The following is a 15,289-nucleotide window of genomic DNA, read 5'->3' as shown; positions in this document are numbered from 1 at the left end:
TCAGGCCTCCTGCTTCTTCAGCATGGCCAGGCTCAGGCCGGTGAACACGGCAAAAAAGCTGAGCAGGATCAGGCACTGCGGCCACAGCTCGCGCAGTCCCAGCGCCTTGGTGAAGGTGCCGACCGCGATATCGAGGAAGTAGCCCGCCGGGAACAGTTGGCCCATCACCGCCGCCGCGCCGTCCAGCGACGAGCGTGGCACGATCAGCCCGGAAAACTGGATGGTCGGCAAGCTGGTGATGATCATGGTGCCCAGGATGGCGGCGATCTGTGTGCGGGTGAAGGCCGAGATCAACAGGCCCAGGCTGGTGGTAGCCAGCAGGTAGGCGACGCCGCCACAGGCCAGGGCCAGCACGCTGCCCTTGAGCGGCACGGCGAACAGCCAGCGGTTCATCGCCACCAGCAGCGCCAGGTTGACCAGGCTCACGGCCAGATAGGGCATCTGCTTGCCGAGCAGAAACTCCAGGCGGGTGAGGGGTGTGGCGTAGAAGTTGGTGATGGAGCCGAGCTCTTTCTCGCGGACGATACCTAGCGCGGTGAGCATGGCCGGGATGAAGGCCAGGATCAGCGCCATTACCCCAGGGCCGATGGCGTTCACGCTGACCACATCCTGGTTGTAGCGAAAACGGGTTTCCAGGCGCACCAGGTCCTGGCGCGGCTGCGGCTGTGGGCTGGCTTTGGCTAGTTGCTCGAGATTGGCCTGGTGCACGGCTTCCACGTAATTGCGGCTGGTTTCGGCGCGGAACGGCATACCGCCATCGAGCCAGGCGGCCACCACCGGTTGACGCCCGGCGTAGAGGTCGCGGCCGAAGCCGGGTGGAATTTCCAGTGCCAGTTTGATTTCCGAGCGCTGCAGGCGCTGGTGCATTTCGCGGGTGTCGCGGATGGGCGCCTGTTCGGCGAAATAGCGTGAACCACGGAAGGCTTCGAGGTAGGCCCGGCTTTGCGGGCTCTGGTCCTGGTCGTGTACGGCGAAGGCGAGGTTTTCCACATCCAGTGAAATGCCATAGCCGAAGATCACCATCATGAACATCGCCCCCAGCAGGGCGAAGGCCAGGCGCACCTTGTCGCGCAGCAGCTCCTTGCCCTCACGGCTGGCCACCGCCAGCAGGCGACGCAGGCTGAAGCCCTGGCGCAGCGGCGGCGCAGGCGTGGCGGTCTGCTCCAGCACGGTGTTGTCGGTGGCTTGCGGCGCTAGTTCCTGAGCCTGTTCCAGGCAGCGCACGAACGCGTCTTCCAGAGTGTTGCCCTGGTAGTGGCGTTGCAGGGCATCCGGCGTGTCGCAGGCCAGTACCCGGCCTGCATGCATCAGCGAGATACGGTCGCAGCGCTGGGCTTCGTTCATGAAGTGGGTAGAAAGGAAAATGGTCACGCCCTGCTCGCGTGAAAGCTCCACCAGCAGGCGCCAGAAGTCGTCACGGGCAGCCGGGTCGACGCCGGAGGTGGGTTCGTCGAGGATCAGCACTTCCGGGCGGTGCAGCACCGCTACCGCCAGTGACAGGCGCTGACGCAGGCCGAGGGGCAGGGCACCGGATGGCTGGTCGGCGATGGCAACCAGGTCGAAGCGCTCGATCAGCTCGTCGATGCGCTGGGCGCTCTCGGCCTTGGGCAGGTCGAACAGGCGTGTATGCAGAGTGAGGTTCTGCCGGGTGCTCAGCTCGCCATACAACGAAAAACTCTGCGACATGAAACCGACCCGTTTGCGCGTGGCCAGGTCACTGGCATCCACCGGGCGGCCGAGCAGGCTGGCGCTGCCTTCGCTGGCCGGCATCAGGCCGGTGAGCACTTTCATGGTGGTGGTCTTGCCGCAGCCGTTGGAGCCCAGGAAGCCGAAAATCTCCCCGCGGCCAATGGCGAAGCTGACCTTGTTCACAGCAGTGAAATCGCCAAAGCGCAGGGTCAGGTCGTGGGCCTCGATGGCGACCGGGCTGTCAGCGGCCGGGCGCGGCGGGATGATGAGCGGAGGGTGTTGTGCCTTGCCCGCGCCCTGGTAGTGGGTGAAGGCGTCGTCCAGCTTGCCACTGGGGGTGACTGCGCCCAGTTCATGGCTGGGGCCGGCGGCCAGCAGACGGCCGCCATCGAGCATCAGGCAATGCTCGAACTGTTCAGCCTCTTCCATGTAGGCGGTGGCCACCAGCAGGGTCAGTTGCGGGCGCTGTGCGCGTACCTGTTCGACCAGCTCCCAGAAGCGCCGCCGCGACAGTGGGTCGACGCCGGTGGTCGGCTCGTCGAGGATCAGCAGGTCCGGCTCGTGGATCAGCGCGCAGCATAGGCCAAGCTTCTGCTTCATGCCGCCCGACAGTTTGCCCGCCGGGCGCTCGGCAAAGCGCTGCAGGTCGGTGGCCTGTAGCAGGTTGGCCATGCGCTGTTCGCATTCGCGACGGCCGAGGCCGAACAGGGTGGCGAAAAAGCGGATGTTCTCGCTGATCGACAGCTCCGGATACAGGTTGTTGCCCAGCCCCTGCGGCATGAACGCCACTTTCGGGTACAGCGCCGCGCGATGGCGCCGCTGGCGGATCGAGCCACCCAGCACCTGCAGTTCGCCCTGTTGCAGGCGCTTGACGCCGGCGATCAGCCCCAGCAGGGTCGATTTGCCAGCCCCGTCAGGGCCGATCAGCGCGCAGCGGGTGCCCGCCGGCAGGCTGAACCCGAGGGGGTGCAAGGCGACCAGGTCGCCGTAGCGATGGCTGATACCCTCGGCCAGCAGTGCCGGGGCGTTCATTGCAGGTTGGCCGGCCAGTCCACCTCAGCCGTGCGTACGTAGCCGGCGCCTGGCATGCCCGGCTTGGCCTGCGGCACGGCGCCCGGGTCGGTCAGGCGCAACTTGACCCGGAACACCAGCTTCTGCCGCTCGTCGCGGGTTTCCACCTGCTTGGGGGTGAACTGGGCCTTGGCCGCGACAAAGGCAACCTTCGCCGGCAGCGCCCGCTCGGGCAGGGCGTCGAGCACGATCCGTGCCTGGTCGCCGACGGTCAGCCGGCCGCTGGTGGAGGCGGGCAGGTAAAGGTTCATGTACTGGTCGCTGGGGTCGATCAACATCAGCACGCGGCCGCCGGCACCCAGCACTTCACCGGGCTCGGCCAGGCGCAGCTGGATGATGCCGTTGATCGGTGCGCGCAGACTGCTGTCGTCGATTTCGCTGGTGAGCTGCGCTACCTGGGCCTCGGCGGCGCCGATGGCGGCCTTGATCGCCGCCAGTTGGGCGCGGGCGGCGACTACGGCGGCGTTGGCCGTGTCGAAGCGCGCCTGCTGTTGGTCGAGCAACTGCTGGCTGGCGTATTTGCGCTGGAAGATCTCGCGCACGCGCTTGAGCTCCTGGCTGGCCAGCAGCAGTTCGCTTTGGCGCAGCTGCACACTGGCCTGGGCGGCGGCGTAGTTTTCCCGGGCGCGCAGCACTTCGGCTTCGGCCTGGCTGCGCTGGGCTTCCATGGTACGGGTGTCGATGCGCGCCAGCAGCTGGCCGCGAGTTACCTTGTCACCTTCGTCGACCAGCACTTCGGCCAGGCGGCCGGGGATTTTGCTGGCGATCTGCACTTCGGTGGCTTCCAGGCGGCCGTTGCCCATGCTCAGGCCTTCGGGCAACTGGTCGTGGAGCGACTTCCAGTACCCCAGCCCACCGGCTGTTGCGAGTAGGGCGATCAGCGCGGTGGCGAAGATCCTGGGGGCGTATCGGTTCATCGGTCTGCATCCTTGCGGTCATGCACACTGCATCATGGCGTGCAGCCATGAGCGATGTGTTGATATCAATCAAAGGCCCCCACAGTCCCTGTAGGAGCGGCCTTGTGTCGCGAAAGGGCTGCAAAGCAGCCCCGGCAATTCATGGGGTGACGCTGATATCCCGGGGCCGCTGTGCGCCCCATCGCGACACAAGGCCGCTCCTACAGGGGACCGCCCCGGTCAGCAAGATCTGACCTTAGCCGCAGTTTCAACGCAAAGCGACAATCACCGCCCATTGCTCTGGCGTCACGGGCATTACCGACAGGCGGCTGCCCTTCTGCACCAGCGGCAGTTCGGCCAGGCTTGTCTGCTGTTTCAGCCAGCCCAGCTCCAGCACCCGTGGCAGGGTTTGCACATGGGCCACATCGACCGCGCTCCAAGGGTTCTTGTCGGCCGTGGCCTTGGCATCGTAGTAGGGGCTCTGCGGGTCCAGCGCGGTTGGGTCCGGGTAGGCTGCGCGGGTGATCCTGGCAATGCCGGCGATGCCCGGCTGCGGACAGCTGGAGTGGTAGAAGAAGAACTCGTCGCCAACGCTCATGGCCCGCAGGAAATTGCGTGCCTGATAGTTGCGCACGCCGTCCCAGCGCGCTTCGCCGAGCCGGCCGAGGGCTTCAATGGAGAGCTCGTCGGGCTCGGATTTCATCAGCCAGTAGGCCATGGGGTGCTGCTCCTGAAAAGGTTTGAAATAACCTGTTGCACGAAACCGACAGCCGGTTGGCGTCAAGGTTTGCGTGCAGACGCAGGTTGTCGGAAAATGCGCCCCGTTTAAAGCGCGATGCTCCGGCAATACCCAGAAAGTTGCCGAGCGTGAACAGTTTGCCTGGGGGGCAATCTTCGATGAATCAACGTAACAAGCCGGATCTGCTGTGGGTCTTGGTGTTCATTTTCGGCCTGGGTGTGGTCACTACCGGTTATGCGCAAGGGATCTGGGAGCGCAAGCTGGACAACGCCTATCAGATGCCGGTCGACGCCAGCCAGCCGAAACGTTGATGCCCCCGCTGGCGCCGCTCAACGCGGCGCCAGGTACCAGCCACGGTCCGAGACCGTCCCCTGCAGCGGTACATCCCAACTGGCCTGAGCCAGCCGCTCGACCTTCTGGCATTCATGTGCCAGCCCCAACAGCAACGGCTTTTTCCAGGTCTGGCGACGCGCCTGGTAGGCCAGGCTGCGATCATAGAAACCACCGCCCATCCCCAGGCGACCGCCCACTTCGTCGAAACCGACCAACGGTAGCAGGATCAGGTCCAGCGACCAGATCGGGCGCTGGCGCTTGCGCTCGGTGACCGGCTCGGGAATGCGAAAGCGGTTGGGCTTGAGCTTCTCGCCTTGCTCGAAGCGCTGGAACACCATGCGCGTGCGCGGCCAGGCGTGCAGCACCGGCAGGTAGGTGCGCTTGCCGCGGCGCTGGGCCTCGCGCAGCAGCAGGTAAGGGTCGATTTCGCCATCGTTGGGCAAGTACAGGGCAATGTGCCGGGCGCGTCGGAACAGCGGGTGCTGCGCCAGCTGGCGGTAAAGGCCAAGGGCGGCCTGGCGTTGCTGAGCAGGGGTAAGGGCGCGGCGGGCATTGCGGAGCAGGCGACGGAGCTGGGGGCGGGTGAGCTGCGCGGTGTCGGTCATGGCACGGGCGATCCCAGGTGCTGGCCGACGTGGTCGGCCAATACGAATTGCCCGCCGAAAGGGGCGGGCAAGATAATTCAGGCTCCCCGATAAGACCGCTATCGGTGTAGCCCTTGAACCCGAAAGTTCAAGGTGGAGATTGCAGGGGGCGTTAAGGCTTTCCGTCGGGCGGACATGCACACCGGCCCCAGCGTGCAACCCCCGTGGTTGTGCGTATCGGCTCAGGGACATAACCGACTGGCGCATCCCCCAGGGAGTGGCGCCAGTATACCAATCTCAGCCGATTTTGGTATCCGCGTCGTCGGACAGTGCCTGGTCGACCCGTTCCAGCAGGTCGCGCACCTGTTCGCGGGTGGTGCCGCCTGCCGGGGCATCGTTGCGGTCTTCCTGGCGGTGCAGCATTTCGTGGGTGATGTTCAACGCTGCCATGACCGCGATGCGGTCGGCGCCGATCACCTTGCCGCTGCTGCGGATTTCGCGCATCTTGCCGTCCAGGTAGCGCGCGGCACTGACCAGGTTGTTGCGCTCTTCCGGCGGGCAGATGATCGAATATTCCTTGTCGAGGATCTGCACGGTGACGCTATTGCTTGAACTCATGAGTCTTGCTCCAGAGCCTTGAGGCGTAAAATCATCGACTCGACCTTGCGCTTGGCGATCTCGTTCTTTTCGATGAGGTGGGCGCGCTCTTCGCGCCAGGACTTTTCCTGAGCTACTAGGAGTGCATTTTGCCGTTTTAGTTGCTCGACACGTTCGATCAGCAACTCGAATCGGCTCATCAGTGCCTGCAGGTCGTTCTCTTGCGTGGGTTGCACTCGATTCGCTCCGTCGTTGAGTCACCTGGCGATGATGCCTCTCCCTGGGCGGCGACGGCCAGTGCCGATGGTCTTGGCGCGCCTGCCGGTGCTAGGATACAAGGTCTCCATTCTAGTCATTGCGCCGTCTGGCGCCTAGCTGCCCATGCCCAATACCCAATCGCCCTACATCGCCTTCGCCATGCTGCTGTCCAGCAATGGCCATCCTGTAACCCCGGCCGAACTGCACGGCCTGCTGATCGGCCGCAGCTGCGCCGGTGCCGGCTTCGACGCCGACGGCTGGCTGGCCGATGCCGCCCAGCTGCTGGAAACCGAGCCCGGTGACACCGTACGCAACGCCCTGGTCGGCCTGCAGGAAATGGTCAAGGGCGAACTGACCAGCGACGACATGGCGATCGTCCTGCTGCTGCCTTCCGACGACGCCGCCCTGAGCGATCGCGCCACCGCGCTAGGCCAGTGGTGCCAGGGCTTCATTACCGGTTTCGGCCTGAATGCCGGTGGCAAGGACCTGTCCGACGAGGCCAAGGAAGTGCTGCAGGACCTGGTGGCCATTTCCCAGGTCCAGGAAGCCCTCGAGGAGTCCGAGGATGGCGAGAGCGATTACATGGAAGTCATGGAATACCTGCGTGTGGCGCCGTTGCTGCTGTTCTCCGAGCTGGCCAAGCCGGCCGCCCCTGCACCCAAGCCATCGCTGCACTGATCAACCAGGGGTAGTCTGCCCATGAGCCACATTCCCAAGGCCGAATATGCCCGTCGGCGCAAGGCGCTGATGGCGCAGATGGTCCCCAACAGCATCGCCATCCTGCCCGCCGCCGCGGTTGCCATCCGTAACCGCGACGTCGAGCACGTTTACCGCCAGGACAGCGACTTCCAGTACCTCAGCGGTTTCCCCGAGCCGGAAGCGGTGATTGCGCTGATTCCCGGTCGCGAGCATGGCGAATACGTGCTGTTCTGCCGTGAACGCAACCCCGAGCGCGAGCTGTGGGATGGTCTGCGGGCCGGCCAGGAAGGTGCGGTGCGCGATTTTGGCGCAGACGATGCCTTCCCCATCACCGACATCGACGAGATCCTGCCGGGCCTGATCGAAGGCCGTGAGCGGGTGTACAGCGCCATGGGCAGCAACCCCGAGTTCGACCGCCGGCTGATGGACTGGATCAACGTGATCCGCTCCAAGGCCCGCCTGGGTGCCCAGCCGCCGAACGAGTTCGTTGCGCTGGATCATCTGCTGCACGACATGCGTCTGTATAAATCGGCAGCGGAAGTGAAGGTGATGCGCGCTGCCGCAGACATCTCGGCGCGGGCCCACGTGCGGGCCATGCAGGCCTGCCGGGCCGGCTTGCACGAATACAGCCTGGAAGCCGAGCTGGACTACGAGTTCCGCAAGGGCGGGGCGAAGATGCCGGCCTACGGCTCGATAGTCGCGGCTGGGCGCAATGGCTGCATCCTGCACTATCAGCAGAACGACGCCCCACTCAAGGATGGTGACCTGGTGTTGATCGACGCCGGCTGCGAGATCGACTGCTACGCCAGCGACATCACCCGTACCTTCCCGGTCAGCGGGCGCTTTTCGCCGGAGCAGAAGGCCATCTACGAGCTGGTGCTCAAGGCCCAGGCAGCGGCGTTTGCCGAAATCGCCCCTGGCAAGCACTGGAACCACGCCCATGAGGCGACCGTGCGGGTCATCACCGAGGGCCTGGTGGAACTGGGCCTGCTGACGGGCGAGGTACAGGCGCTGATCGACAGCGAGGCCTATCGTGCCTTCTACATGCACCGCGCCGGGCACTGGCTGGGCATGGATGTGCACGATGTGGGCGAGTACAAGGTGGGCGGCGAGTGGCGGGTGCTCGAACCCGGCATGGCGCTGACCGTCGAGCCGGGCATCTACATAGGCGCCGACAATCAGGCCGTGGCCAAGAAATGGCGCGGCATTGGTGTAAGGATCGAGGACGACGTGGTAGTGACCAGGCAAGGCTGTGAAATCCTGACTTCGGGCGTGCCGCGCACGGTCGCCGAGATCGAGGCGCTGATGCAGGCCGCCCGCAAGGACGCGGCATGAATCGGGTAAACCTGGCGATCATCGGTGGCGGCCTGGTGGGCGCGAGCCTGGCCCTGGCCCTGCAGGCGGGGGCCAAGGCGCGAGGCTGGAAGATCCTGCTGATCGAGCCGTTCGCCCCCGGTGACAGCTTCCAGCCCAGCTACGACGCGCGTTCATCGGCACTGTCGTTCGGTACCCAGCAGATCTACCAGCAGTTGGGCCTGTGGCAGGCCATCGGCCATCGCGCCGAGCCGATCTTGCAGATTCACGTGTCCGACCGCGGCCGTTTCGGTGCCACCCGCCTGGATGCCCGGGAAGAGGGTGTGCCGGCGCTTGGCTACGTGGTGGAAAACGCCTGGCTGGGCCAGTGCCTTTGGCAAGGTCTGGACAGCGAAGTGGTGAGCTGGCGCTGCCCGGCGGAAGTGACTGCGATGCAGGCCATCGAAGGTGGTTACCGCCTGCAGCTGAACGATGACACCCAGTTGGAGTGCGACCTGGCTGTACTGGCCGACGGTGGCCGTTCCGGCCTGCGCGAACAACTGGGTATCCACGTGCGCCACACGCCCTACCAACAGAGCGCGCTGATCGCCAACATAACCCCGGGCGAGGCCCACGGCGGCCAGGCCTTCGAACGTTTCACCGAAGAAGGCCCCATGGCCCTGCTGCCGCTGCCGGATAACCGCTGCGCGCTGGTCTGGACCCGCCAGGGCATGGACGCGCGGCGTCTGGCCGACATCGACGAGCGCAATTTCCTGCGTGAACTGCAGGGCGTGTTCGGCTATCGCCTGGGCGCCTTGCGCCAGGTCGGCGCGCGGCACCTCTACCCACTGTCGCTGATCGAGGCCCAGGAGCAGGTGCGGCCGCATCTGGTGGTGCTGGGTAACGCCGCGCACAGCCTGCACCCTATTGCCGGCCAAGGCTTCAATCTGTCGCTGCGTGACGTGCAGGCGCTTGCCGAGGCGCTGCTGGCCGGCCCGCAGCAGCCTGGCGACCTGACAACATTGCAGGCCTACCAACAGCGCCAGCGCGTGGACCAGGCCATGACCATCGGCTTTTCCGACCAGGTCACCCGTCTGTTCGGCAGCAGCCAGCCATTGCTGGCCGCCGGCCGCAACCTTGGCTTGCTCGGGCTCGACCTGCTGCCACCGGCCAAAAGCTGGTTCGCCCGCCAGGCCATGGGCCTGGGCACCCGCCCCGATCCGCGAGGTCAGGCATGAGTGACAACACGCGCAGGCTGGCGCGCCGGGCGTGCCTGTTGCGCTGGCGGCTGAACCTGTTCCCGCCGCACCTCGGCGCTGGTATCCGCGTACAGCACATCAGCCCGGACCTGCGCAGCGTCAAGGTGGCGATGAAGCTGACCCGCTGGAACCGCAACTACGTCGGCACCCAGTGCGGCGGCAGCCTGTACGGCATGGTCGACCCGTTCTACATGCTGCTGTTGATCGAGCAGCTGGGGCGTGACTACATCGTCTGGGACAAGGCCGCCAGCATCGATTTCATTTCGCCGGGCAAAGGCCCGGTGTATGCCGAGCTCCACGTCGATGACGCGCTGCTGGACGAAATCCGCCAGCAGACTGCCACCGGCAAGAAGTGCCTGCCGCGTTTGCAGGTCGATATCCGCGACGGCGCCGGCGAGCTGGTGGCGCGGGTCGATAAAACCCTATATGTGCGGCTCAAGCCGCAAGCGAGGCTGGCGTAAGGCATGGAAATGCGCGCAGATCTGTTGATTGTCGGTGCCGGTATGGTCGGCAGCGCCCTGGCCCTGGCATTGCGCCACAGTGGCTTGCAAATCCTCTTGCTCGACGGCGGCCCGCTGACGGTCAAGCCGTTCGATGCCCAGGCCCCGTTCGAGCCGCGTGTCAGCGCGCTGTCGGCAGCCAGCCAGCGCATCCTCGAGCGCCTTGGCGCTTGGGATGGCATCGCCCTCCGGCGTGCCACGCCATACTCGGACATGCATGTATGGGATGGCAGCGGCACCGGGCAGATTCACTTCTCGGCGGCCAGCGTGCATGCCCAGGTGCTCGGCCACATCGTCGAGAACCGGGTGGTGCAGGATGGCCTGCTGGAGCGCCTGCATGACAGCGATATCGGCCTGCTGCCCAATGCGCGGCTCGAACAGCTGCGACGCTCCGGCGATGAGTGGCTGCTGACCCTCGCCGATGGCCGCCAGCTGCGTGCGCCGCTGGTGATCGCGGCCGACGGTGCCAACTCGGCAGTGCGGCGCCTGGCAGGCTGCGCAACCCGCGAGTGGGATTACCTGCACCACGCCATTGTCACCAGCGTGCGTTGCAGCGCCGGGCACCAGGCCACGGCCTGGCAGCGCTTTACCGACGAAGGACCATTGGCGTTCCTGCCGCTGACCCGCGACGGCCAGCAGGACTGGTGCTCGATCGTCTGGTCGACCACGCCGGAGCATGCCGAGCAGTTGATGGCGCTGGATGAAACTGCGTTCCTGAAGGCCCTTGAGCGGGCTTTCGAGGGGCGCCTGGGTGATGTACTGCAAGCCGACCCTCGGGTCTGTGTGCCGCTGCGCCAGCGCCACGCCAAGCGCTATGTGGATGAAGGCCTGGCATTGATCGGCGATGCCGCGCACACCATTCACCCGCTGGCCGGGCAGGGCGTCAACCTGGGCTTCCTCGATGCTGCGGTGCTGGCCGAGGTGCTGGTCAACGCCTGCGAGCGTGGCGAGCGGCTGGCGGATGTGAAGGTACTGAGCCGTTACGAGCGACGGCGCATGCCGCACAACCTGGCGCTGATGGCGGCGATGGAAGGGTTCGAGCGGTTGTTCCAGGCCAACCCGTTGCCGTTGCGCTGGTTGCGTAACAGCGGGTTGAAGCTGGTGGAGCAGATGCCGGAGGCCAAGGCGCTGTTCGTGCGGCAGGCGCTGGGTTTGAGCGGTGATCTGCCGGATCTGGCCAAGGCTTGAGATTGTCGGGGCCGCTTTGCGGCCCTTTCGCGACACAAGGCCGCTCCTACAGGGGGACGCAATCTCTTGTAGGAGCGGCCTTGTGTCGCGATGGGCTGCACAGCAGCCCCCTCTGCAACATCCGGTAACGCCTATGTAGATGAGTCGGAAAATGGGATTCACTACCATTTGCACCTCTCATACGATCCGAGGAGTGCTTTCCATGTTGCCACGCAAGCCCCTACTGGCCGCCCTGGCCCTGACCCTGTTCGGCGGCACCGCCCAGGCAGCGGACGAAGTGGTGGTGTACTCCTCGCGCATCGACGAGCTGATCAAGCCGGTGTTCGATGCCTATACCGCCAAGACTGGGGTCAAGATCAAGTTCATCACCGACAAGGAAGCCCCGCTGATGCAGCGCATCAAGGCCGAGGGCGAAAACGGCGTGGCCGACCTGCTGCTGACCGTCGATGCCGGCAACCTGTGGCAGGCCGAGCAGATGGGCATCCTGCAGCCGATCAAGTCCGACATCATCGACCAGAACATCCCGCCGCAGTACCGCGCCTCGTCCCACGACTGGACCGGCCTGAGCCTGCGCGCGCGCACCATCATCTACTCCACCGAGCGGGTCAAGCCGCAAGAGCTGAGCACCTACGAAGCCCTGGCCGACAAGCAGTGGGAAGGCCGCCTGTGCCTGCGCACGGCGAAGAAAGTGTACAACCAGTCGCTCACCGCCACCCTGATCGAGACCCACGGCGAGGCGAAGACCGAGCAGATCGTCAAAGGCTGGGTCAACAACCTGTCCACCGACGTGTTCTCCGACGATAACGCAGTGATCCAGGCCATCGAGGCCGGCCAGTGCGACGTGGGCGTGGTCAACACCTACTACTACGGTCGTCTGCACAACCAGAACCCGAAACTGCCGGTGAAGATCTTCTGGCCCAACCAGGGTGACCGTGGCGTGCACGTGAACCTGTCGGGCATCGGTCTGACCAAGCATGCACCACACCCGGAGGCGGCGAAGAAGCTGGTTGAATGGATGACTGGTGAAGAGGCGCAGAAGCTGTTCGCCGACATCAACCAGGAGTTCCCGGCCAACCCGAAGGTCAAGCCATCGGAAGAAGTGGCAGCGTGGGGCAGCTTCAAGGCTGACAGCATTCCGGTTGAAATCGCTGGCAAGCGCCAGGCTGAAGCGATTCGCTTGATGGATCGGGCTGGCTGGAACTAAGCGCCAGGCTTTATCCTTCCGGGGCCTTTCAGGGCCTCTTCGCGGGCATGCCCGCTCCCACAGGATTACTCGATCTCTGTGGGAGCGGGCATGCCCGCGAACGACCGCATAGCGGTCGCAAATCAGCCACAGAGACATTCAACTTGCCCCACTCCCCCCAACGCCGCTGGTACCTCCCGGTCACCCTGGTCGCCGCCCTGGTGCTCCTGCCCCTGAGCGTCCTGCTGTTGTCCTGGCAGTCGATCGACCTGCAGATCTGGTCGCACCTGCTCGACACCCAGATGACTCGCCTGCTGGGCAATACCCTGACGCTGGTGGCGGGTGTGGGCATCGGCGTCACGTTACTGGGGGTCAGCCTGGCCTGGTTGACCAGCCTCTGCGAGTTCCCTGGCCGGCGCTGGCTGGACTGGGCGCTGATGCTACCGTTCGCCATCCCTGCTTATGTGCTGGCGTTCGTCTTCGTCGGCCTGCTGGACTTCGCCGGCCCGGTGCAGAGCGCCCTGCGCGAGGTGTTCGGGCCGATGCGCCTGCCGCGGGTTCGCTCCACCGGCGGGGTGATCGTCGTACTGGTGCTGGTGTTCTACCCCTATGTCTACCTGCTGGCGCGCAGCGCATTCCTGGCCCAGGGCAAGGGCCTGATGGAAGCCGCGCGGGTGCTGGGGCTGTCCCCGCTGCAAGCGTTCTGGCGCGTGGCTCTGCCCATGGCTCGGCCTGCGATCGGCGCCGGTATTGCCCTGGCCCTGATGGAAACACTGGCCGACTTCGGCGCGGTTGCGGTATTCAACTTCGACACTTTCACCACGGCCATCTACAAGACCTGGTACGGCTTCTTCAGCCTGTCCAGCGCTGCCCAGCTGGCCAGCCTGCTGCTGCTGGCGGTGATGCTGGTGCTGTATGGCGAGCGCCGTGCCAGGGGGGCCAGCCGCAGCGGCAACGAGCGGCCGCGCGGGCAGGCGCTGTACCACCTGCACGGGGTCAAGGCGTTGCTGGCCAGCGGTTGGTGCCTGCTGGTGTTCGCCTGCGCCTTCGTCATCCCGCTGCTGCAACTGCTGGCGTGGTTCTGGCAGCGCGGCCGGCATGACCTGGACGAGCGCTATGTCGGCCTGGTGCTGCACACCCTGTACCTGGGCGGCATGGCGGCGCTGGTCACGGTGTGTGTGGCGTTGCTGCTGGCCTTTGCCCGGCGCCAGGCGCCGACGGGCGGTATCCGCGCCGGGGTAGGCCTGGCCAACCTGGGCTATGCCTTGCCCGGCTCGGTGCTGGCGGTGTCGATCATGCTGGCCTTCAGTTACCTCGACAACCACCTGGTCATCCCGCTGTCCAGCTGGCTTGGCGGTGCCGGCAAGCCGCTGCTGCTGGGCAGCCTGGCGGCGTTGCTGCTGGCCTACCTGGTGCGCTTCATCGCGGTGGCCTACGGGCCGCTGGAGAGCAGCCTGGAGCGGATCCGCCCGTCACTGCCCGAGGCATCCCGCAGCCTGGGCGTCGGTGGCGCGGGATTGTTTTTCAAGGTGTATCTGCCGCTGCTGGTGCCTGGCGCGCTCAGCGCCGCCCTGCTGGTGTTTGTCGACGTGCTCAAGGAAATGCCGGCCACCTTGCTGATGCGCCCGTTCGGCTGGGACACCTTGGCGGTAAGGGTGTTCGAGATGACCAGCGAGGGTGAGTGGGCGCGTGCATCGTTGCCGGCACTGACCCTGGTGCTGGTGGGCCTGCTGCCGGTCATCGGCCTGATCCGCCGTTCGGCACGTCGACCCGGTCACAGTCACTGAGGGTGCCAGCCCGCGCCCTTGCGGCTACAATGCGCGGCATTCGCGCGGCGGGTCCTACACAAGAAGAGCTGACGACCCGACGTCATCGACCGCCGCCGCTTCGCCACGCCCGGAAGGAGAAACCCATGGGACAGCGCACGCTTTTGTATGACCTGCACCTGGCGCTTGGCGCCAAGACGGTCGATTTCGGTGGCTGGGACATGCCCCTGCACTATGGCTCGCAGGTCGAGGAGCACCATCAGGTGCGCAGCGATTGCGGGGTGTTCGATGTTTCCCACATGACCGTGATCGATGTCGATGGTAGCGACGCCACTGCCTGGTTGCAGCGTCTGCTGGCCAACGACGTGGCCCGCCTCGACGACACCGGCAAGGCGCTGTACAGCCCGCTGCTGCAGGCGCAGGGCGGGGTGATCGACGACCTGATCGTGTACCGTACGGAACACGGCTACCGCCTGGTCACCAACGCCGCCACCCGTGCCAAGGTGCTCGACTGGCTGCAGCTGCAGCGTGATGGTTTTGCCGTGGACTTCAAGGTCCGCCCCGACCTGGCCATCCTTGCCATCCAGGGCCCGCATGCCCGAGAAAAGGTTGCGGCCCTGCTCAGCCCCGCGCGTGCCTCGCTGATCCGCGAACTGCGCCCGTTCGAAGGCGTTGCCGAAGGCGACTGGTTCATTGCCCGCACCGGTTATACCGGTGAAGACGGCCTGGAGATCATCCTCCCGGGCGAGCAGGCCGTGGCTTTCTTCAACGACCTGGTCGGCGCCGGTATTGCCCCCAGCGGCCTTGGTGCCCGCGATACCCTGCGCCTGGAAGCCGGCATGAACCTGTACGGCCAGGACATCGACGAAATCCACACCCCGCTTACCTCCAACCTGGGCTGGAGCATCGCCTGGGAGCCGGCCGAGCGCGACTTCATCGGCCGCGCCGGGCTGCTGGCGGAAATCGAGCACGGCGTGCAGGAAAAACTGGTAGGCCTGGTGCTGGAAGAGCGCGGCGTACTGCGTGCCCACCAGGTGGTGCGTGTAGCCGGGATTGGCGAAGGGGAGATCACCAGTGGTAGTTTCTCGCCTACGCTGAGCAAGTCCATTGCCCTTGCACGCGTGCCCATGGCCACCGGCGACCGGGCCGAGGTAGAAATCCGCGGCAAGTGGTACCCGGTGCGGGTGGTCAAACCGACCTTCGTGCGCCACGGCAAGATCCTGATCTGAACAAT

At 65.5% G+C, this 15,289-nt stretch carries 15 protein-coding genes and 1 other RNA gene; 9 read left to right on the top strand and 7 right to left on the bottom strand.

What is annotated here, in order from left to right:
* The 3 genes from rbbA to ACK56M_RS28185 all read right to left on the bottom strand — a co-directional run bounded on the left by rbbA (position 1) and on the right by ACK56M_RS28185 (position 4,374).
* Positions 1–2,721 carry a ribosome-associated ATPase/putative transporter RbbA gene (gene rbbA, locus ACK56M_RS28195; protein ID WP_054573423.1) on the bottom strand — a complete coding sequence of 907 codons (2,721 nt, stop codon included), beginning with the start codon at positions 2,719–2,721 and terminating at the stop codon, positions 1–3.
* Complete coding sequence (locus tag ACK56M_RS28190; RefSeq protein WP_015272238.1) at positions 2,718–3,677, bottom strand: HlyD family secretion protein; 960 nt, start codon at positions 3,675–3,677, stop codon at positions 2,718–2,720. The genes rbbA and ACK56M_RS28190 overlap by 4 nt, the downstream gene beginning before the upstream one ends.
* Before the next feature lie 247 nt (positions 3,678–3,924).
* On the bottom strand, positions 3,925–4,374 hold the full coding sequence (locus ACK56M_RS28185; RefSeq protein ID WP_015272237.1) for an EVE domain-containing protein: 450 nt from the start codon (positions 4,372–4,374) through the stop codon (positions 3,925–3,927).
* A gap of 179 nt (positions 4,375–4,553) precedes the next feature.
* Between ACK56M_RS28185 and ACK56M_RS28180 the strand changes: the two genes are divergently transcribed.
* On the top strand, positions 4,554–4,706 hold the full coding sequence (locus ACK56M_RS28180) for a hypothetical protein (RefSeq protein WP_015272236.1): 153 nt from the start codon (positions 4,554–4,556) through the stop codon (positions 4,704–4,706).
* A gap of 18 nt (positions 4,707–4,724) precedes the next feature.
* Here the strand turns inward: ACK56M_RS28180 and ACK56M_RS28175 are convergent, their stop codons facing one another.
* The 4 genes from ACK56M_RS28175 to ACK56M_RS28160 all read right to left on the bottom strand — a co-directional run bounded on the left by ACK56M_RS28175 (position 4,725) and on the right by ACK56M_RS28160 (position 6,109).
* Positions 4,725–5,333, bottom strand: a complete 609-nt coding sequence (locus ACK56M_RS28175) for a 5-formyltetrahydrofolate cyclo-ligase (protein WP_003259369.1) — start codon at positions 5,331–5,333, stop codon at positions 4,725–4,727.
* Between the two features lie 79 nt (positions 5,334–5,412).
* Positions 5,413–5,592: non-coding RNA, 6S RNA (gene ssrS, locus ACK56M_RS28170), on the bottom strand.
* 17 nt (positions 5,593–5,609) lie between these two features.
* Positions 5,610–5,930, bottom strand: a complete 321-nt coding sequence (locus ACK56M_RS28165) for a cell division protein ZapA (protein WP_003259368.1) — start codon at positions 5,928–5,930, stop codon at positions 5,610–5,612.
* A complete protein-coding gene (locus ACK56M_RS28160) occupies positions 5,927–6,109 on the bottom strand; it encodes a TIGR02449 family protein (protein ID WP_029886233.1) in 183 nt (60 codons plus the stop codon). The genes ACK56M_RS28165 and ACK56M_RS28160 overlap by 4 nt, the downstream gene beginning before the upstream one ends.
* A gap of 181 nt (positions 6,110–6,290) precedes the next feature.
* Between ACK56M_RS28160 and ACK56M_RS28155 the strand changes: the two genes are divergently transcribed.
* From ACK56M_RS28155 to gcvT, 8 genes are all read left to right on the top strand, one after another.
* Positions 6,291–6,845: a YecA family protein gene (locus ACK56M_RS28155; protein WP_003259367.1), complete on the top strand. Its 555-nt coding sequence runs from the start codon at positions 6,291–6,293 to the stop codon at positions 6,843–6,845.
* A gap of 21 nt (positions 6,846–6,866) precedes the next feature.
* Entirely contained in the window at positions 6,867–8,201 is a 1,335-nt protein-coding gene (pepP, locus tag ACK56M_RS28150) for a Xaa-Pro aminopeptidase (RefSeq protein WP_025341052.1), read from the top strand.
* Entirely contained in the window at positions 8,198–9,397 is a 1,200-nt protein-coding gene (ubiH, locus tag ACK56M_RS28145; RefSeq protein WP_411959171.1) for a 2-octaprenyl-6-methoxyphenyl hydroxylase, read from the top strand. The genes pepP and ubiH overlap by 4 nt, the downstream gene beginning before the upstream one ends.
* Complete coding sequence (locus tag ACK56M_RS28140; protein WP_013974720.1) at positions 9,394–9,879, top strand: DUF4442 domain-containing protein; 486 nt, start codon at positions 9,394–9,396, stop codon at positions 9,877–9,879. The genes ubiH and ACK56M_RS28140 overlap by 4 nt, the downstream gene beginning before the upstream one ends.
* 9 nt (positions 9,880–9,888) lie before the next feature.
* Positions 9,889–11,106, top strand: coding sequence for a 2-octaprenyl-3-methyl-6-methoxy-1,4-benzoquinol hydroxylase (locus ACK56M_RS28135; RefSeq protein WP_411959170.1), 1,218 nt, complete (start codon positions 9,889–9,891; stop codon positions 11,104–11,106).
* Positions 11,107–11,308: 202 nt separating this feature from the next.
* Complete coding sequence (locus ACK56M_RS28130; protein ID WP_015272231.1) at positions 11,309–12,310, top strand: extracellular solute-binding protein; 1,002 nt, start codon at positions 11,309–11,311, stop codon at positions 12,308–12,310.
* A 143-nt stretch (positions 12,311–12,453) separates the two neighbouring features.
* On the top strand, positions 12,454–14,076 hold the full coding sequence (locus ACK56M_RS28125) for an ABC transporter permease (RefSeq protein WP_015272230.1): 1,623 nt from the start codon (positions 12,454–12,456) through the stop codon (positions 14,074–14,076).
* Between the two features lie 125 nt (positions 14,077–14,201).
* The gene (gcvT, locus tag ACK56M_RS28120; protein WP_100412821.1) at positions 14,202–15,284 is read left to right on the top strand and encodes a glycine cleavage system aminomethyltransferase GcvT; all 1,083 of its coding nucleotides are present in this window, start codon (positions 14,202–14,204) and stop codon (positions 15,282–15,284) included.
* Positions 15,285–15,289 lie beyond the last annotated feature (5 nt).

Origin of the sequence: Pseudomonas sp. s4, assembly GCF_046764235.1 — a bacterium.
Taxonomy (GTDB): Bacteria; Pseudomonadota; Gammaproteobacteria; order Pseudomonadales; family Pseudomonadaceae; genus Aquipseudomonas; species Aquipseudomonas asiatica.
The sequence above is the reverse complement of the archived record's forward strand: the minus strand, read 5'-3'. Positions and strand labels throughout refer to the sequence as shown.